Origin of the sequence: Burkholderia sp. AU33545 (genome assembly GCF_020419685.1) — a bacterium.
Lineage (GTDB): Bacteria > Pseudomonadota > Gammaproteobacteria > Burkholderiales > Burkholderiaceae > Burkholderia > Burkholderia diffusa.
In genome coordinates, this window is the sequence record NZ_JAIZRQ010000001.1 from 327,606 (window position 1) to 346,880 (window position 19,275).

The 19,275-nt window shown below is 67.5% G+C and carries 17 protein-coding genes; 12 read left to right on the top strand and 5 right to left on the bottom strand.

All coding sequences use genetic code 11. The annotated features are described in order from the left end of the window. Nucleotides 1-446: 446 nt before the first annotated feature. The gene (locus LGM71_RS01420; protein WP_226113686.1) at nt 447-2,282 is read left to right on the top strand and encodes a S10 family peptidase; all 1,836 of its coding nucleotides are present in this window, start codon (nt 447-449) and stop codon (nt 2,280-2,282) included. A gap of 156 nt (nt 2,283-2,438) precedes the next feature. Here LGM71_RS01420 and LGM71_RS01425 read toward each other — a convergent pair whose 3' ends face one another. The 5 genes from LGM71_RS01425 to LGM71_RS01445 form a co-directional block, all read right to left on the bottom strand. Next, a complete protein-coding gene (locus LGM71_RS01425) occupies nt 2,439-3,227 on the bottom strand; it encodes a sulfite exporter TauE/SafE family protein (protein WP_059604564.1) in 789 nt (262 codons plus the stop codon). Between the two features lie 306 nt (nt 3,228-3,533). Continuing rightward, nucleotides 3,534-4,973 (bottom strand): DHA2 family efflux MFS transporter permease subunit, encoded by a 1,440-nt coding sequence (locus LGM71_RS01430; protein ID WP_226113687.1) that lies wholly within the window; start codon nt 4,971-4,973, stop codon nt 3,534-3,536. Between the two features lie 121 nt (nt 4,974-5,094). Then, entirely contained in the window at nt 5,095-5,826 is a 732-nt protein-coding gene (locus tag LGM71_RS01435) for a DsbA family oxidoreductase (protein ID WP_151052242.1), read from the bottom strand. Nucleotides 5,827-6,074: 248 nt separating this feature from the next. Continuing rightward, nucleotides 6,075-6,869 carry a transcriptional regulator gene (locus LGM71_RS01440; RefSeq protein WP_059604541.1) on the bottom strand — a complete coding sequence of 265 codons (795 nt, stop codon included), beginning with the start codon at nt 6,867-6,869 and terminating at the stop codon, nt 6,075-6,077. Then, nucleotides 6,866-7,840, bottom strand: a complete 975-nt coding sequence (locus LGM71_RS01445; protein ID WP_226113688.1) for an ornithine cyclodeaminase family protein — start codon at nt 7,838-7,840, stop codon at nt 6,866-6,868. Before LGM71_RS01445 ends, LGM71_RS01440 begins: the two co-directional genes overlap by 4 nt. 331 nt (nt 7,841-8,171) lie before the next feature. Between LGM71_RS01445 and LGM71_RS01450 the strand changes: the two genes are divergently transcribed. The 11 genes from LGM71_RS01450 (at nt 8,172) to groL (ending at nt 19,180) form a co-directional block, all read left to right on the top strand. After that, nucleotides 8,172-8,951 (top strand): ABC transporter substrate-binding protein, encoded by a 780-nt coding sequence (locus tag LGM71_RS01450; protein WP_226113690.1) that lies wholly within the window; start codon nt 8,172-8,174, stop codon nt 8,949-8,951. A 67-nt stretch (nt 8,952-9,018) separates the two neighbouring features. After that, a complete protein-coding gene (locus tag LGM71_RS01455; RefSeq protein WP_226113692.1) occupies nt 9,019-10,263 on the top strand; it encodes an NAD(P)/FAD-dependent oxidoreductase in 1,245 nt (414 codons plus the stop codon). Between the two features lie 480 nt (nt 10,264-10,743). Beyond that, nucleotides 10,744-13,209, top strand: coding sequence for a beta strand repeat-containing protein (locus LGM71_RS01460; RefSeq protein WP_226113694.1), 2,466 nt, complete (start codon nt 10,744-10,746; stop codon nt 13,207-13,209). A 276-nt stretch (nt 13,210-13,485) separates the two neighbouring features. Beyond that, nucleotides 13,486-13,845 (top strand): hypothetical protein, encoded by a 360-nt coding sequence (locus LGM71_RS01465; protein ID WP_059608124.1) that lies wholly within the window; start codon nt 13,486-13,488, stop codon nt 13,843-13,845. A gap of 55 nt (nt 13,846-13,900) precedes the next feature. Beyond that, nucleotides 13,901-14,416: a sigma-70 family RNA polymerase sigma factor gene (locus LGM71_RS01470; RefSeq protein ID WP_059608125.1), complete on the top strand. Its 516-nt coding sequence runs from the start codon at nt 13,901-13,903 to the stop codon at nt 14,414-14,416. Further along, nucleotides 14,416-15,204, top strand: coding sequence for an anti-sigma factor family protein (locus tag LGM71_RS01475; RefSeq protein WP_226114235.1), 789 nt, complete (start codon nt 14,416-14,418; stop codon nt 15,202-15,204). The genes LGM71_RS01470 and LGM71_RS01475 overlap by 1 nt, the downstream gene beginning before the upstream one ends. Nucleotides 15,205-15,231: 27 nt before the next feature. Further along, nucleotides 15,232-15,645, top strand: a complete 414-nt coding sequence (locus tag LGM71_RS01480) for a quinol oxidase (RefSeq protein WP_226113696.1) — start codon at nt 15,232-15,234, stop codon at nt 15,643-15,645. After that, a complete protein-coding gene (locus tag LGM71_RS01485; RefSeq protein ID WP_226113697.1) occupies nt 15,642-16,274 on the top strand; it encodes a LolA family protein in 633 nt (210 codons plus the stop codon). Before LGM71_RS01480 ends, LGM71_RS01485 begins: the two co-directional genes overlap by 4 nt. A gap of 41 nt (nt 16,275-16,315) precedes the next feature. Beyond that, nucleotides 16,316-16,825 (top strand): SRPBCC family protein, encoded by a 510-nt coding sequence (locus LGM71_RS01490; RefSeq protein WP_059608129.1) that lies wholly within the window; start codon nt 16,316-16,318, stop codon nt 16,823-16,825. Nucleotides 16,826-17,199: 374 nt separating this feature from the next. Beyond that, complete coding sequence (locus LGM71_RS01495; protein WP_011544732.1) at nt 17,200-17,493, top strand: co-chaperone GroES; 294 nt, start codon at nt 17,200-17,202, stop codon at nt 17,491-17,493. Nucleotides 17,494-17,539: 46 nt separating this feature from the next. Beyond that, the gene (groL, locus tag LGM71_RS01500; RefSeq protein WP_059611329.1) at nt 17,540-19,180 is read left to right on the top strand and encodes a chaperonin GroEL; all 1,641 of its coding nucleotides are present in this window, start codon (nt 17,540-17,542) and stop codon (nt 19,178-19,180) included. Nucleotides 19,181-19,275 lie beyond the last annotated feature (95 nt).

The following is a 19,275-nucleotide window of genomic DNA, read 5'->3' on the forward strand; positions in this document are numbered from 1 at the left end:
CTTAATTTAATAAATTACCGCAAAGACAATATTCCTTTCCGTATAGTTAATCGATCCTTTCGATTTTATTAAATCGGCTCGAGCTGCGATTGGTCGCCGTTTTGCGATTGATCGGCATTTCGCCGAGGGGGTCGTTCGTCTCTTGGAAGCGAAGGCGCCTTTTCTGGCGGGCTTCACGGGGAATGCTTTTGCTTGCTGTTTCTGGCGCATGCGGATGACGGGGCGGAATTCGCATTGCCGAGCATTATTGAATCGTCGTTTGCAATGGAATTGATTCCATTGTGCGGTCGAGGAATATGGGTGGGGTAAATCGTGCCGGTCGGTATTCGCCGATCCGGTAAAAAACTCGGAGTGCATCGCAAAACGAATGCGCTCCCGGTGCGGAGCGCCGGCGCAAATGATCCTTTGCGACCGGCGGTATTTATCGTTCTGTTCGAGAGGCAATAATGACGACACTGAAGTCCTTGAAAGACGGTTTCGCGCTATTTGGAACGACACTGAGCGTGCCGCTCGCCGCAGCCGCGGCCGCGGCGCTGCTCGTCACGGGGTGCGGCGGCGACGACGGGTCCGGCCCGACCGCCGCCACCGCGGCGGCCGCGACGACGTCGAACGGCAGCACGGCGGCCACCGCCAATGCAACGGCCGCCGTCCCGGCCGACCAGCCGTACGTCGACAACGACGTATACGGCACCGGGCCGAACGACGCGGTCACGGATTCGACCGAAGGGGCCGCGGTCGTGCACCGCCAGGTCACGATCGGCGGCAAGACCGTTCAGTACACGGCCACCACGGGCCACCTGACCACGATCGATCCGATCACGTCGGCGCCGAACGCGAAGATGTTCTACGTCGCGTACACCCAGGACAACCCGGACCCGTCGAAGCCGCGCCCGGTCACGTTCTTCTACAACGGCGGCCCCGGCTCGTCGTCGGTCTACCTGCTGCTCGGCTCGTACGGGCCGAAGCGCCTGCAGTCGTCGTTCCCGAACTTCACGCCGCCGGCCCCGTACAAGCTGCTCGACAACCCGGACAGCCTGCTCGACCGCACCGACCTCGTGTTCATCAACCCGGTCGGCACCGGCTACTCGGCGGCGATCGCCCCGGCGAAGAACAAGGACTTCTGGGGCACTGACCAGGACGCGCACTCGATCGACCGCTTCATCCAGCGCTACCTGACCAAGTACTCGCGCTGGAACTCGCCGAAGTTCCTGTATGGCGAGTCGTACGGCACGGCGCGCAGCGCGGTCGTATCGTGGGTGCTGCACGAGGACGGCATCGACCTGAACGGGATCACGCTGCAATCGTCGATTCTCGACTACGCGAACGCGCTGTCCGCGCCGGGCACCTTCCCGACGCTCGCGGCCGACGCGTTCTACTGGAAGAAGACGACGCTCAACCCGACGCCGACCGATCTCGACGCGTACATGGTGCAGGCCCGCAACTATGCGGACAACACGCTCGCGCCGCTCGCGCAGAAGCCGAATCCGCAGGACGGCGGCTTCGTGAACGTGCGGCTTAACCTGAACCTGCAGACCGCGCAGCAGATGGGCTCGTACATCGGCACGGATCCGACGTCGCTGATCCAGACGTTCGGCAACCCGGCCGCGCTCGGCAACGTGCCGTCGTCGGACGACAACCCGCCGTACACGTTCTTCCTGACGCTCGTGCCGGGCACGCAGATCGGCCAGTACGACGGTCGCGCGAACTTCACGGGCAAGGGCATCGCGCCGTACATCCTGCCGAACTCGGGCAGCAACGATCCGTCGATCACGAACGTCGGCGGCGCGTACACGGTGCTGTGGAACAGCTACATCAACACCGACCTCAAGTACACGTCGACGTCGTCGTTCGTGGACCTGAACGACCAGGTGTTCAACAACTGGGACTTCAGCCACACGGACCCGACCGGCGCGAACAAGGGCGGCGGCAATACGCTGTACACGGCCGGCGACCTGGCGGCGACGATGAGCGTGAACCCGGACCTGAAGGTGCTGTCGGCGAACGGTTATTTCGATGCGGTCACGCCGTTCCACCAGACCGAGCTGACGCTCGCGCAGATGGCGCTCGATCCGACGCTCAAGGCGCAGAACCTGACGATCAAGAACTACCCGTCGGGCCACATGATCTACCTGAACGACGCGTCGCGGACCGCGCTGAAGGGCGATCTCGCCAACTTCTACGACGGCATCCTCGCGAACCGCACCGCACTGCAGCGCGTGCTGAAGCTGCAGGCGCGCACGCAGCAGCTCAAGCAGCAACAGTTGAAGCAGCAGGGGCAGTAAGCATCGCGTTGCGGCCCGCACGGTCCGGCCTTGCGGCGGGCGGTGCGGGTTCGCGAGACCCCGGATGGACGACAGCCCGATCGGCGCAGGCCGGTCGGGCTGTTTTTTTCAGCGCATGGCGATGCCGGCGGCTGAAGGAGGCGCCCGGCGGCGCGCCTACGCGAGCACGAGCCGCACGCCGACCGCGACGAGCGTCGCGGCGAGCAGGTTGCGCAGCAGCCGCTCGGGCGCGCGCGCCGACAGCAGGCTGCCGAGCACGATGCCGGGCAGCGAGCCGAGCAGCAGCGACAGCAGCATCGACCAGTCGACCGAGCCGAGCAGCCAGTGGCCCATGCCCGCGACGAGCGTGAGCGGCACCGCGTGCGCGATGTCGGAGCCGACGATGCGCGTGGTCGCGAGCGTCGGGTACAGCAGCAGCAGCACGGTGACGCCGATCGCGCCGGCGCCGACCGACGTCATCGACACGAGCACGCCGAGCACGGCGCCCGTCAGCACGGTCGACCACAGCGTGCGCGCAGGGCTCGGCGCGAGCGGGTTGCGCGCGGCGAACGCGGTCAATTGCGGACGGAAGATCAGCGCAAGCGACGTGAGCAGCAGCGCGATGCCGAGCACGAGCTGGATCATGCGCGCGGTGCCCGGCGTGTTCATCCCGTGCGTGTGCAGCCACCACAGCGTGAGCGCCGCGGCCGGGACGCTGCCGGCCGCGAGCCGGCCCGTGATACGCCAGTCGATCGACCCCTTCAGGCCGTGGACGAGCGTGCCGGTCGCCTTGGTCGCGGCCGCGTACAGCAGGTCGGTGCCGACCGCTGTCGCCGGGTGGACGCCGAACAGCAGCACGAGGATCGGTGTCATCAGCGAACCGCCGCCGACGCCCGTCAGGCCGACGAGGATGCCGACGAACAGGCCGGACAGGGAGTACAGCAGATCGATATGGGGAAGCGACATCGGAAGCAGGCGGTTATGCGGCGTTCGGCGGCGGCGCGCGGCCACTGCGCGCGCGTCAAAGTCCGCCATTGTCGCAAATGTGGCGGGTGGATGTACGACTGCGTTAAAAATCGGCCGCGAAGGCCCGTGCGGCGGGCGGCTGGCGGGGCGTGAAACGGGCGTTCGATCGACGGCGGGGCCGATTACGCGATCGGCCCGAAAGGTATGATGAAACGGGAATGCGCGCCGCGCCCCGGCGCGCGCAAAAAAGGGCGCGACAGTGCGCGCCCCGGTGCGATGCCGGCGACCGGCGCCGCCTGCCGACGGTCAGTGCATCGCGGGGCCGACGCCTTCGACGCCGTTCTGCGGCCGGATGCGCAGCGCAAGGCCGATCAGCGCGGCGGCGGCGGCGAACGCCGCACCGAACGCGAAGGCCGCGTGGTAGCCGCCGTTCAGCGCGTCGAGCGGCGCGGCGTGCGCGGCCGCGAGCGCATCGGTGCGGGCGGCCGCAAGGCTCGCGAGCACGGCGAGGCCGAGTGCGCCGCCCATCATGAATGCGGTGTTGACGATGCCTGACGCGAGCCCCGAATCGGCCGGGTCGACGTCGCTCATCGCGGCGAGCAGCACCGGATTGAACGCGACGCCGGCGCCGATGCCGAGCAGCGTCATGCCCGGCAGCACGTGCCAGACGAAGCTGCCGTCCGCCGGCGCGCGCGAGAACAGCGCGAGGCCGCAGGCCGCGACGAGCAGGCCGGCCGCGATCGGGCCGCGGATGCCGAAGCGCATCACGATCCGCGCCGACAGCCCGAGCGAGAACGCGGCCATGATCAGGTTCGCCGGCAGGAACGCGAGCCCGACCTGCAGCGGCCCGTAGCCGAGCACGCGCTGCATGTAGAGCGCGGACAGGAAAAACCACGCGAACATGGCCGCCGCCCACAGCACGCCGATCACGTTCGCGAGCGCGACGTTGCGCGCGGCGAACAGCGTGAGCGGCATCAGCGGATGCGCGACGCGCGCCTCGATCGCGATGAACAGCGCGAGCAGCACGACGGCCGCACCGATCAGCACGACGGTCTGCGTCGACAGCCAGCCGGCCTCGTTGCCGCCGACGATCCCGTAGACCGCGAGCATCAGCGACGCGGTCACGGTGATCGCGCCCGCGACGTCGAGCCGCGCGGCGCCGGCCGGCGCGCGCATGCGCGGCAGCAGCGCGACGCACATCGCATAGACCGCGATGCCGATCGGCAGGTTGACGAGGAAGATCCAGTGCCACGACAGCGTGCTCGTCAAGAGCCCGCCGAGCAGCACGCCGATGCTGCCGCCGCCCGCGCAGACGAAGCCGTAGACGCCCATCGCGCGCGCCCGTTCGCCCGGTTCGGTGAAGAGGCTCATGATCAGCGACAGCGACACGGCCGACACGATCGCGCCGCCGAAGCCCTGCACCGCGCGCGCGGCGATCAGCATCGTCTGCGACTGCGCGAGGCCGCAGGCGAGCGATGCGAGCGTGAACACGACGAGGCCGGCGAGGAACATGCGCCGCTGGCCGTACAGGTCGCCGAGCCGGCCGCCGAGCAGCAGGCAGCCGCCGAACGTCAACAGGTATGCGTTGACGACCCACACGAGGGCCGTCTCGGTGAAATGGAGGTCGGTGATGATCGACGGCAGCGCAACGTTGACGATCGTGCTGTCGAGCACGATCATCAGCACGCCGAGGCAGAGGACGATCAGCGCGTACCAGCGCTTCTCGCCGTGGATCCCGTGGGTCATGGGCTGGCCGCCTTCTCTCTGATAGTTATTTGAAAGGCTGCATTGTAGACGTCATTCGCGCGCGCTTCCTGCCGGTTTATGGCAGGAGCGACGCGTAGCGGCGGCGCACGGCGCCGGGAGGTTATCCGCGCGGCGGCAGTTCGCAGCCGTCGGGGCCGCATGCGGCGGCGTCGCCGGCGAATTCGACGATGGCGCTATCGCGCCACGCCTGCTCGAGTGCCTGCGCGAACACGTCGGTCGGCTGCGCGCCCGATACCGCGTAACGGCCGCCGAACACGAACAGCGGCACGCCGCGTCCGCCGATCTGCGCCGCGTGCGCGATGTCGGCCTCGACTTCGTCACGGTATGCGTCGCTGCGCAGCACAGCTTCGACGGCCGAGCGCTCGAGCCCCGCTTCGACCGCGAAGTCGATCAGCGCCGCGTGGTCGAACAGCGAGCCGTGCTCGCAGAAATACGCGCGGTACAGCCGCTCGGTCAGCGCATGCGCACGGCCGGTCGTTTCCGCGAGCTTCACGAGCCGGTGACCGTCGAGCGTGTCGCCGACGAACGTGCCGGGCAGGTCGTAGCGGAGCCCGACACTCGCGGCCGCATCGGTCACCTGGCGCAGCATCTGGTCGACCTGCGCGGGCGACATCCGGTACTTGCCGGCGAGCATCGCCTCGACCGGTTCGACCGGCTGGCCCGGCATCAGCCGGTACGCGCGCAGCGCGACGTCGACGTGCTCGGCGTGCGCAAATGCGGCGAGCGCCTCGTCGAAGCGGCGCTTGCCGATCCAGCACCATGGGCAGATCAGGTCGGACCAGATTTCGACGGTCAGGGTCGGGCGGGCAGTCGGGGCAGGGGTGGTCGTCATGGGCGGTCCGGGACGGCAAATAAATGTAACCGGGACTATATCATTTTATGCTTCGGTGCTTCGGTGCTTCGGTGCTTCGGTGCTTCGGTGCTTCGGTGCTTCGGTGCTTCGGTGCTTCGGTGCTTCGGTGCTTCGTCGGCGTCTCGCCCAGGTGGAACGGGCCGGCCCGGACGCTTCACGAAGCATAGACACGCATGGTGTGTACCGGTAGCGATTGTCGATGGCGGCATGCCCGGCGCCCGCGCTGCTTACGCGTCGCCCTGCGTTTCCTTCAGATGCTTCAGGTGCTTGTAGACCGTCGCGCGCCCCATCCCGAGCACGTTCGCGACGTAGTTCGCGGCGCTCTTGCCACGGAACGCGCCTTCCGCGTACAGCGCTTCGACGAGTTCGCGCCGGTGCTCGCGCGTGAGCCCGTTCAAGCCGACCTGCCGCTCGCGCAGCCAGCCGTGCAGGAACGTGTTGATACGCTCCTGCCAGTCGTCGCGGAACAGCTCGTCCGGTTGCGCGACGATGCCCGCGCCCTTGATGAAGACGTCGAGCGTCGCGCGGACGTCGTCGAACACCGCGATGTTGAAGTTGATGCACATCATCCCGGCCGGGCGGCCTTCGTCGTCGAACAGCACGTTGCTCACGCAACGCATCCGCCGGCCGTCCCAGTTCAGCTTTTCGTACGGACCGATCACACGCTCGCGCGCCGAATGATCGATTTCCTCGAGCGCGGAGTCGTCGCCGACCTCGCGCTTCGACAGGTTGTTCGCGAGATACAGCACGGTCTGGTCGTGCAGGTCGTGGATCACGACTTCCGCATACGGGAAGAACAGCGCCGCGATGCCGTCGGCGATCGGTGCATAGCGGGTGAGCAGCAGGTCTTTGACGGGGGATTGCTTCTTGCGCATCGGAATCGCCATCTCGGGTGAGCGGGGGCCGGGCGGTGCGTCGGCACGGCGCGCCGGCGTGCCGTCGACTGGCTGGTCCGTGCGCCCGCGCGCTGCCGCCGCGGCGGTTGCGCCATTGTATCGGCCCCGCGCGCGCGTGCTGCTCATGCGCGCGTCAGATGCGTGTACAGCGCGTGCGCGATCGCGATGTCCTCGAGCCCAAGGCCGATCGAGCGGAAGAACGCATGACGCGTGCGCGACGGCGCCGCGCACGTGCCGGCGACGAGCGCGGGCAGGTCGCCGACGATCCGCTCGGGCGTCCAGCCGTGCCCGGCCGCCGCGATCTGCATCTCGCCCGCGCTCGCGGGCGTCGTGTGCCGGTAGTCGCAGTACACGTCCATGTCGGGCAACCACGCGGGCGGGATCTCGTGCGCGCGCGCGACGTTGGTGCTGATCGACGTGACGAGCGCGGGGCGCGTGAGCATGCCGTCCGCGAGCACCGGCGTGCCCGACGACGTGCACAGCATCACGACGTCCGCGTCGCGCACGCACGCCTCGACGCTGGCGGCTGCACGGGCCCGCGGATCGATCCGCGCAAGCGTCGCCTGTAGCGTCGGGTCGCCGGCGAGCGCGGGCGAATGGACGCTGATCGATGCCCAGTCGCGCAACGCCGCGGTGTGGCGCAGATGCGCGAGGCCGACCGCGCCCGTGCCGATCACGGCGAGCCGGCGCGCGTCGCGCGGTGCGAGGCAGTCGACCGCGAGCGCCGTCGTGCCGGCCGTGCGCTCGACCGTCAGCAGTCCCGCATCGCACCACATCAGCGGCTGGCCGGTGCGCATCGACATCAGCGCCGTCCATGCGGTGACGATCGGTTTCCCGTCGGGTTTGCTGCCCGTCACGACGTACGGAGACAGCTTCGCGCCGAACACCTGCTCGTCGGCGAGCGCGCCGAGATACGTGATGAAATCGCCGGCCTGCTCGGGGAACAGCGTGAGGGTCTGCGGCGGCTGCACCGCGCGGGCCGACGCGAGCGACGCGAACATGCGGCGCAGCGTGCCGAGCACGTCGAGCGACGGCAGCGCCGCGCGCACCGCGGCTTCGTCGACGACCAGCGGCAGGGTCGGGGCGGGTTGCGTCATGGGGCTTCTCCGGTCGGGGCCGGACAGGACAGTCTCGAAATAGCGTGTCCGGCGGTGTTTGTTGTGGACTAAAAGTCTAATATAGACAATGGAATTCTGGCGAATTTTTCTTTTCAGGACCGAGGCGCGCTATGCGGAACGGTAAAAATGTCGATAAATCAATGGTGTAGAGCATGGGATGTGACGATTCGATCACTGCATCTAGCTTGCGATTATCGTATCCCCTATAGTCTATAGTAGACTAAGAGTCTATATTTTGCGTGCGGACCGGCGTGCCGTCGCACGATGACCGGTCTTCATCGCCTCAATCCGGAATCGAAGGACATCCGTCATGAACTGGAAGCTTTCCCTCTGCGCCGTCGCGGCGCTTGCGTGCGCGGCCGTCTCGGCCCACGCGGAACAGACCACGCTGCGCTTCGGGATCGAAGCAGCGTATCCGCCGTTCGAGAGCAAGACGCCGGCCGGCCAGCTGCAGGGTTTCGACGTCGACATCGGCAACGCGGTGTGCGCGAAGCTGAACATGAAGTGCGTGTGGGTCGAGAATGCGTTCGACGGGCTGATCCCGGCGCTGCAGGCGCGCAAGTTCGACGCGATCAATTCGGCGATGAACATCACCGCGAAGCGCAAGCAGAGCATCGACTTCACGCCGGCGATCTACGTGGTGCCGATCGTGATGGTCGCGCACCGCGGCTCGCCGCTGCGGCCCGATGCCGCCAGCCTGCGCGGCAAGCACGTCGGCGTGCTGCAGGGCTCGTCGCAGGAGGATTTCCTGAAGGCGCACTGGGCGAATGCGGGCGTGGCCGTCGTGTCGTATCAGGACCAGGACCAGATCTATGCCGATCTCGTCGCCGGACGTCTCGACGCGGCCGTGCAGGAAGCGCAGACCGCGCAGGACGGTTTCCTCGAGAAGCCGGCCGGCCGCGATTACCAGATCGTCGGCGACGCGCTGAAGGATCCCGCGACGCTCGGCGAAGGCACCGGCTTCGGGATGCGCAAGGGCGACAAGGCGCTGCAGGCGAAGATCGTCGGCGCGCTCGACGCGCTGAAGAAGGACGGCACGCTGAGTGCGCTGTCGCAGAAGTACTTCAAGCGCGACATCGTCGCGAAGTAAGCCTGGCCGCGCGCCGGCCGCGGTGCCGGCGCGCGTCGCACCGAATCTCGACGCAGTACGGGGAAGCATGGATTTCGACGTCATCGTTCTGGGGGCCGGCATCGTCGGCGTGTCGTCGGCGCTGCATCTGCAGGATCGCGGGCTGCGCGTCGCGCTCGTCGACCGGCGCGCGCCCGGCGAGGAAACGAGCCACGGCAATGCCGGGCTGATCGAGCGCTCGTCGGTCGTGCCGTACGCGTTCCCGCGCCGGCTCGGCACGCTGCTGCGCTACGCACGCAACCGCTCGGTCGATCTGTATTGGGACTACAAGGCATTGCCCGCGTATGCGGGCTGGCTCGCGCGCTTCTGGCGCGAATCGTCGCCGCAGCGGCTCGCGGCCGCCGCGCGCGACATGCTGCCGCTCGTTGCGGCGAGCGTCGTCGAGCACGACGCGCTGCTCGCGCGCACCGACGCGCAACCGCTCGTGCATGACGGCGGGTGGATCGAGGCGTTCCGTTCACCGGCGCTGTTCGACGCGGAAACGCGTGCACAGCAGCGGGTGGCCGCCGCGCACGGGTTGCGGATGAGCGTCCTCGACGCGCGCGCGTTACGCGAACGCGAGCCCGGCATCGGCGACGCATTCTGCGGCGCATTCCACTGGCAGGACCCGAAGACCGTGTCGAGCCCCGGGGGCCTGACGAAGGCGTACGCGCGGCTGTTCGAGCATGACGGCGGCACGTTCGTGCGCGGCGACGCGGCGACGCTCGCGCAGGTGGACGACGGCTGGCGGGTCGATACCGAGCATGGGCCGATCGCGGCCCGCTCGGCCGTGGTCGCGCTCGGGCCGTGGTCCGATCACGTGTTCGCGCCGCTCGGCTACCGGATTCCGCTGCGCGCCAAGCGCGGCTATCACATGCATTACCTACCGACCCGCGCGCCGCTGAACGTGCCCGTGTGCGATACCGAGGAGGGTTTCGTCGTCGCACCGATGGAGGGCGGCCGCCTGCGGCTCACGACCGGCGTCGAGATCGCGTTGCGCGGCGCGCCGCCGACCGGCGTGCAGCTCGCGCGCGCCGAGCCGCTAGCGCGCGACGCGTTCGGCATCGGCGAGCGGCTCGATCCGGCACCATGGCTCGGGATGCGGCCGTGCACGCCCGACATGCGGCCGGTGATCGGGCCTGCGCCGCGCCATCGTCATCTTTGGTTCGCGTTCGGCCATTGCCACCACGGGCTGACGCTCGGCCCCGCGACCGGGCGTCTGCTCGCCGAGATGATGACGGGCGAGCCGACCTACATCGATCCCCATCCGTACCGACCCGCGCGCTTCGGCTGAGCGCGTTTCGATACGACGGCCGCCGCAGTGCGGCCGTCACATTTTTTCATTTGGTTATCCGTATTATCCGCAGTCGCGTAAATGGAAATGATCTGCGTAATTGATCGGAAAGAAATCACGAAATAAGAAAAACGGTAAACAAGTGATTTATTAATGCATTTTCATGAAAATGAAATGCGGAGCAGGCGATCTGCCAGGGCAATCCGGCGGCGCTTTCACGACGGACGTCCCGATGTGGCACGGAATGTACCGGAACACGTTACTTCGGGCCTCGCAAACGTTACGTTACATCCGCGCGCTGGACGTCTCATTCGTCAGATTATTGTGGCCGTGCGACCCATTTATTTGCCCGGAAATCCATATAAAACCGTTATTGGTCCGCAATAGGCCAACGAATCAATCCGTTTTATCCGGGTGGCACACTTCGTGCAATCCGTCCCCATGCTTTATCAACGTAGTGCCAACCGAGATGGGGTAAAGATGGGACAAAAGATTGAATTGACGGGTGTGGCGCTGTCGGTCGCGACGGTGTTCGGGGTACTGGCTTCCGGTTCGGCTATCGCGGGGACGCTCGATGCGCTGCCGCTTCCGCAGGTAATCGTGAATCCGCCGACGAACAGCGTCTCGATCGGGCTGGCCGCGACCGGCACGTCGCCGCTGGGTTCGATCACCGTGGCGGCGGGCGGGTCGGGCGCGATTCAGACGTCGCTGGGCGATCCGGCGCAGGCGTTGTCTGGCGCGGTGAACGCGCTGCGAGGCGCGCTCGGCGGCGCTGGCGGCACGGTGACGCCGCTCGCGCCCGTTCAAGGCGTGGTGAACCAGGTGACGGGGGCGCTCGCCGGCGGCAATCCGGCAAGTGCGTTGACCGGTGCGCTGGGCACGGCGACGGGGACGTTGAGCAATGCGGTTGGTACGGTCACGGGTGCACTGGGTAACGTGGGCGGCGGTGCGAATCCGCTGGCGCCGGTTCAAGGTGTCGTCAATCAAGTGACGGGGGCGCTCGGTGGCGGCAATCCGGCAGGTGCGTTGACCGGTGCGCTGGGCACGGTCACGGGTGCGCTGGGTAACGTGGGCGGCGGTGCGAATCCGCTGGCGCCGGTTCAAGGCGTCGTCAATCAAGTGACGGGGGCGCTCGGTGGCGGCAATCCGGCAGGTGCGTTGACCGGTGCGCTGGGCACGATGACGGGTGCGCTGGGTAACGTGGGTGGCGGTACGAATCCGCTGGCGCCGGTTCAAGGTGTCGTCAATCAAGTGACGGGGGCGCTCGGTGGCGGCAATCCGGCAGGTGCGTTGACCGGTGCCCTCGGCACGGTCACGGGTGCGCTGGGTAACGTGGGTGGCGGTGCGAATCCGCTGGCGCCGGTTCAAGGCGTCGTCAATCAAGTGACGGGCGCGCTCGGCGGCGGCAATCCGGCAAGTGCGTTGACCGGTGCGCTGGGCACGGTGACGGGTGCGCTGGGTAACGTGGGTGGCGGTGCAAACCCGCTGGCGCCGGTTCAAGGTGTCGTCAATCAAGTGACGGGGGCGCTCGGTGGCGGCAATCCGGCAGGTGCGTTGACCGGTGCGCTGGGCACGGTGACGGGTGCGCTGGGGAACGTCGGCGGCACGAACCCGCTGGCGCCGGTTCAGGGTGTCGTCAATCAAGTGACGGGCGCGCTCGGCGGCGGCAATCCGGCAGGTGCGTTGACCGGTGCCCTCGGCACGGTCACGGGTGCGCTGGGGAACGTCGGCGGCACGAACCCGCTGACACCGATCCAGAACATTGTCGACCAGGTCACGGGCACGGTGGGCAGCGGCAATCCGGCCGGTGCGCTGGGCAACGCGGTCAATACGATCACCGGGACGCTCGGCAACATCGGCGGCGCGTCGAGCCCGCTGGCACCGGTGCAAGGCGCCGTCACGCAACTCGCCGGCACGCTTGGCAACGGCAACCCGGCCGGTGCGCTGACGGACGCCGTGAACTCGATGACGGGCGCGCTCGGCAACCTCGGCGGCACGAACCCGCTGGCGCCGGTGCAGGGCGTCGTGAACCAGGTCGTCGGCACGTTGTCGGGCGCCGGCGGCGGCAGCCCGATCGCGCCGATCACGAACCTCGTCAGCGGCCTGCAGAACGCACTGCCGACGGGTGGCAACGCGGCCGGCGCGCTGACCGGCGCACTCGGTTCGGTCACGAGCGCGCTCGGCAACCTTGGTAGCACAAACCCGCTGGCCCCGGTCCAGGGCGTCGTGAACCAGGTCGTCGGCACGCTCGGCAGCGGCAACTCGGCAGCAGCACTGAGCAACGCGGTCAATTCGGTGACGGGTGCACTCGGCAACCTCGGCGGTACGAACCCGCTGGCGCCGGTGCAAGGCGTCGTGAACCAGGTGGTCGGCACGCTCGGCGGCAGCAATCCGGCCGGCGCACTGACGGGGGCCGTGAACTCGGTGACGGGCGCACTCGGCAACCTCGGCGGCACGAACCCGCTGGCCCCGGTGCAGGGTGTCGTGAACCAGGTCGTCGGCACGCTGTCGGGCGCAGGCGGCAGCCCGATCGCGCCGATCACGAACCTCGTCAGCGGTCTGACCGGCGGCAGCAACCCGGCCGGCGCACTGACCGGTGCACTCGGTTCGGTGACGGGCGCCCTCGCGAACGGTCCGGCAGCCCTCGGGCAGGCGGCCGGCGCGCTGTCGGGCGCGGCCGGTTCGACGGCTGCGGCGGGCGGCAGCCTGCTCGGCTCCGGCGCGAGCGCGGCCGGCAGCACGGCGGGCGCGACCGGTTCGCTGGTGTCGACGACCGGCAACGCGACGGCAACGGTCGTCAATGCTGTCGGCACGACGCTGGGCGCGGCGCTGGGTTCCACGCCGAGCCTGTCGGTCACGCCGCACTCGGGCAACGGCTCCGCGAACAACCCGCTCGCGCCGGTGTCGACGCTGCTGCAGGCGGTGACTGGCGCATTGCCGAAGTAACCGGCCGGAACGCGCGGCGGCGGCGCATCGCCCGCCGCGCGCACCGGGTCGTACATCGCGGCATGACAGCAATGTCATGCCGCGTTTTCTTTGGGTTCCCGATGTGTTTCCCGTGAGGAATGGCGTCGCTTTGTGGGGTGGCATGGAATAACCGGCCGGTTTCGTCCGTTTACATACCGAGTCTCGGCGCGGCCGGACAGCGGGATAATGGTCATGACGAAGTCGACGTCCCGTCCGGCGCCACCGTGCCGCGATGCCATGTCAAGGAGAACGGGAATGAAGACGATGCTGTTCGCCATCGCGCTGACGGCCGCGATCGCGCGGCCCGCGGCCGCCGAGCCGCCGCAGGCCGGTGACGGGAAACTGGTCGACGAAGATCACATGACGCTGTACGTGTTCGATCACGACGCGCCGGGCAAGAGCACCTGCACCGGCACCTGTGCGGCCAACTGGCCGCCGGCGCTCGCCGACGGATACGACAAGGCGTCGGGTGCACTGAGCCTCGTCACGCGCGACGACGGTCGGAAGCAATGGGCTTACCACGGCCGTCCGCTGTATCGCTGGAAGATGGACCGCAAGGCCGGCGATGCCGGCGGCGACGGGATCGGCGGCATGTGGCACGTCGCGCGCCCCTGAGAAACCGACGGACCGAATGACGGACTGACGGCGCGGCGATGCGCGAGGCATCCGGATGAGCTACGAATCGGACCTGCTGGTGTGGCTGCCGCATCTCACGCGATATGCGCGCGCGCTGACGGGCGAGCGGGCCTGGGCGGACGATCTCGTGCAGGACACGCTCGAGCGCGCGCTGAACCGGCCGCCGCGCGACGGCGGAAACCTGCGTGCGTGGCTGCTGACGCTGCTGCGCCACCGCTTCATCGACCAGTTGCGCGCGCGGCACGAGATCGCGGTCGACGATGCGACCGCGCCATGGCAGACGATGGCCGCGCCGACCGACGAGATCGGCGGGCTGCTGCTGCGCGACGTGCAGCGCGCGCTGTATCGGCTGCCCGTCGAGCAGCGCGAGGTGCTGCTCCTGGTCGCGCTCGAGGAATTGAGTTACCGCGAAGCCGCACAGGTGCTCGGCGTGCCGGTGGGGACGGTGATGTCGCGGTTGTCGCGGGCGCGTGAACAGATGCGTGCGCTGCTGTCCGGCGAGTCGCCGGCGCGCGGCGCGGCCGCGTTACGGGTGATCGGGAAGACATGATGGACGACGATCCGCGCAAACCTTCGAATGATCGGGACGGCGGAGCCGATGCATCGGCGCAATTGCTGTCGGCGCTGCTCGACGGCGAACTGTCCGGACAGGAGCGCCGCGAGGTGCTCGAACGGCTGCAGTCCGATCCGCGCGAAGCCGACCGGTTTGCGCATTACGGCGCGCAGCGCGACGCGTTGCACGCGCTGTTCCCGCTGCCTGCCGCCGCACCCGCGCTGTTTGTGCAGCGGCGCGCACCGCGCTGGCGCGGCGTCGCGCATGCATTCGCGGGACTGGCGGCCGGGCTGGTGATCGGCGTCGCGCTGCACGCGGGCTGGACGACGTTCGGTGCCGAGCCGGCCTTCGCCGCGCGCGCGGACGTCGCGTACGCCGTATACGCGGCCGATCGGGAGCATCCGGTCGAGGTCGACGCACGCGATCCGGCGCGCCTTGCCGCGTGGCTGTCCGCGCGTCTCGGGCGGCCCGTGCGCGCGCCGTCGCTCGACGAATACGGATATGCATTGCTGGGCGGCCGGCTGCTGCCGGGCGACGCGGGGCCGGCCGCGCAACTGATGTACCAGCGTGCGGACGGCAAGCGCGTGACGCTCTACATGACGGCCTACGATGCGCGGCGCTTCGCGCCGCAGTCGATGTCGGCCGGCGGCCGCGACACGTATTTCTGGTCCGATCGCGGCATGGGTTATGCGCTCTCCGGACGCGCCGACGAACGACGGCTGCGCGAGCTCGCGATCGAAGCATGCGGCGCGCTCGGCGGACCGACCGACGCGTGGAAGGGGTGACGCGCGCGACATCGGCAGGGAGCCAACATGAACACGAAGGCGGTGATGGCGGCGGTGGCGCTTGCGGCGGGCGCCGGGCTCGCGCGGGCGGACGGCGATGCGCCGGCGCGCGTGCCGGTCGATGCCGACGGCGTGCAGCGGGTGGCGATCGTCGGCGGCAGCTATTTCTTTCGCCCGAACCACGTGATCGTCCGCGCGCACGTGCCGGTCGAACTCACGGTATCGGCCGAACCGGGCGTCGTGCCGCACAGTTTCGAGATCGACGCGCCGCAGGCCGGGATCGCGGTGCACACCGAACTGGGCACGACGCCGCGCACGTTGCGCTTCACGCCGACGGCGCCCGGCCGCTTCGCCTACTATTGCACGCATCGGCTGCTGTTCCTGCGCAGCCATCGCGAGCGCGGAATGGAAGGCGTGCTCGACGTCGAGGCGGCGCCGTGATCACCGCATTGCTGGCCGCGAGCCTGATAGGAGCGAGCATGACAGCCGATCCCGTTACCATCGCGCAGTCGCATTTCGACCAGGTCCATTCGTACCGCGCGACGATCCGCTCGTCCGCGCGAAGCGGCGAGCACGCCGAATTCCACTATGCCTACCGGAAACCCGGTTTCGTCCGGATGGACTTCGTGTCGCCGCATCACGGCGCGGTGCTCGCGTACGACCCCGACGCGGGCAAGGTGCGGCTGCGCCCGTTCGGCGAGCATGCGCTGCCCGCGCTGACGCTGTCGCCGTCCAATCCGCTCCTGCGCGACCGCAGCGGCCATCGCGTCGACCGGTCGGATGTCGGCGTGCTGCTGCGTAACGTACACGCGCTGCAGCAGGGCGGTGCGACCGTGACGGAAGGCAAGGAAACCATCGGCGGCCGTGCCACGCTGCGCGTATCGGTGACGGGCGCGCCCGCACACGTGGTTGACGGCGTGCATCGCTATCTGTTGTGGCTGGACGCCGAGGACGGCTTTCCGCTGAAGGTCGTCAGCTTCGCGGATGACGACGGCGCGCCGCTCGAAACGGTGACGCTCGACGACGTCGAGATCGACGTCGCGTTTCCCGCCCGCTTTTTCGCGCCCTGATCGCGCGCTTGATCCCGATTCTGATTCGCGCCGGAGGCAGCATGGCGGAATACCGGTTTTCGACGACGTGGCGCGTGGACGCGCCCCTCGCGGCTGTCTGGGACGCGATCTACCAGGTCGATCGCTGGCCCGACTGGTGGAAGAGTGCCGTGCAGACCGCCGAGATCGAGCGCGGCGACGCGCGCGGCGTCGGCGCGCTGCAGCGATACACGTGGAAAGGTGCGTTGCCGTACCGGCTGACCTTCGACATGCGCGTGCTGCGCGTCGAGCGGCCGCATGTGCTCGAAGGCCGCGCGAGCGGCGCGATCGAAGGCGACGGCCGCTGGTCGTTCGCCGGCGACGGTGCGCGCACCGTCGTGCGCTACGACTGGCACATCCGCACGCGCGAGCGCTGGATGAACTGGCTGGAGCCGATCGCGCGCCCGCTGTTCGCCTGGAATCACGACGTCGTGATGCGCGAAGGCGCGAAAGGCCTCGCGCGACTGCTCGGCGCGACGGTCGTGACCGACGGCCGGACGTTCCAGCCAGTGGCGGGCTGTCCGGACATGTGACGATCCCGTGGCCGCCGTTTGGGCCCCTGTCGGGTCCGAGCTGCCTTTTTCACGCGATGCCGGACGACCGCGGGAACTCGGTGCTCGCCCCGTGTCAAATTGGGGCGAGGGTCGGGATTTCCCGTATCCCGTCCGCTCCCGGTGTGCGAGATTGATGCTTATGTAATTGTTTTAACTGAATTTTTGTGATTCACCCCCGTTTTTCCGTCGTTCCGCCTCGCACGAAAAAACCTCCGGCTCCCCTTCTTGAATTTGTCAAAACCCGTCCATATAATTAGCACTCGCTGCACGAGAGTGCTAACAATTCTCTGCCGGGCGATTTGCCGGGCAGATTCCCCAAGCGTTCTTCAATCTCAGTCAAGAGAGGAGTGAATATGAACCTTCGTCCTTTGCACGATCGCGTGATCGTCAAGCGTCTGGATCAAGAAACCAAGACCGCCTCGGGCATCGTCATCCCCGAAGCCGCTGCTGAAAAGCCGGATCAAGGCGAGATCCTCGCGGTCGGCCCGGGCAAGCGTGACGACAAGGGCGCTCCGATCGCGCTCGACGTGAAGGTCGGCGATCGCGTCCTGTTCGGCAAGTACGCAGGCCAGACCGTCAAGGTCGACGGCCAGGAACTGCTGGTCATGCGCGAAGAAGACATCATGGCCGTGGTCAACGCGAAGTAAGCGTCCACTGACGGTACATATTCCCAAGAATTCAAGGAGTTAGAAGATGGCAGCTAAAGACGTCGTATTCGGCGATTCCGCCCGTTCGAAGATGGTCGAAGGCGTGAACATTCTCGCCAACGCAGTCAAGGTCACGCTGGGTCCGAAGGGCCGCAACGTCGTGCTCGAGCGCAGCTTCGGCGGCCCGACGGTCACCAAGGACGGTGTGTCGGTCGCGAAGGAAATCGAGCTGAAGGACAAGCTCCAGAACATGGGCGCGCAAATGGTCAAGGAAGTCGCTTCCAAGACCAGCGACAACGCAGGCGACGGCACGACGACGGCAACCGTCCTCGCGCAATCGATCGTTCGCGAAGGCATGAAGTACGTCGCATCGGGCATGAACCCGATGGACCTGAAGCGCGGCATCGACAAGGCAGTCGCAGCGGCTGTCGAAGAGCTGAAGAAGATCAGCAAGCCGTGCACGACGAACAAGGAAATCGCACAGGTCGGCTCGATCTCGGCGAACAGCGACTCGTCGATCGGCGATCGCATCGCTGAAGCGATGGACAAGGTCGGCAAGGAAGGCGTGATCACCGTCGAAGACGGCAAGTCGCTGGCCGACGAACTCGACGTCGTCGAAGGCATGCAGTTCGACCGCGGCTACCTGTCGCCGTACTTCATCAACAACCCGGACAAGCAAGTCGCCGTCCTCGAAAACCCGTTCGTGCTGCTGCACGACAAGAAGGTGTCGAACATCCGCGATCTGCTGCCGGTGCTCGAACAAGTCGCGAAGGCAGGCCGTCCGCTGCTGATCATCGCCGAAGACGTCGAAGGCGAAGCGCTCGCAACGCTGGTCGTCAACAACATCCGCGGCATCCTGAAGACCGTTGCGGTCAAGGCGCCGGGCTTCGGCGATCGTCGCAAGGCGATGCTGGAAGACATCGCGATCCTGACCGGCGGTCAGGTCGTCGCGGAAGAAACCGGCCTGACGCTCGAGAAGGCAACGCTGGCTGAACTGGGCCAGGCGAAGCGCATCGAAGTGGGCAAGGAAAACACGACGATCATCGACGGCGCAGGCGAAGCCGTGAACATCGAAGCGCGCGTCAAGCAGATCCGCACGCAAATCGAAGAAGCGACGTCGGACTACGACCGTGAAAAGCTGCAAGAGCGCGTGGCCAAGCTGGCCGGCGGCGTGGCAGTGATCAAGGTCGGCGCTGCGACCGAAGTCGAAATGAAGGAAAAGAAGGCACGCGTCGAAGACGCGCTGCACGCAACCCGCGCTGCCGTTGAAGAAGGCATCGTCCCGGGCGGCGGCGTTGCGCTGATCCGTGCACGTACCGCGATCGCAGGCGTGACCGGCGCGAACGCCGATCAGAACGCAGGCATCAAGATCGTGCTGCGCGCAATGGAAGAGCCGCTGCGCCAGATCGTCACGAACGGCGGCGAAGAAGCGAGCGTCGTGGTCGCAGCAGTTGCAGCAGGCAAGGGCAACTACGGCTACAACGCAGCGACGGGCGAGTACGTCGACATGGTCGAAGCCGGTGTCGTCGACCCGACCAAGGTCACGCGCACCGCACTGCAGAACGCAGCTTCGGTTGCAGGCCTGCTGCTGACGACGGACGCAGCTGTCGCAGAACTGCCGAAGGAAGATGCACCGATGCCGGGCGGCATGCCGGGCGGCATGGGCGGCATGGGCATGGACATGTAATCGACTTCGGTCGATGGTGTCCGGAACGCGCAGCGATGCGCGTTCCAGCCAAAAGAAAAGACCCGCAGCGATGCGGGTCTTTTTTTATGCGCACG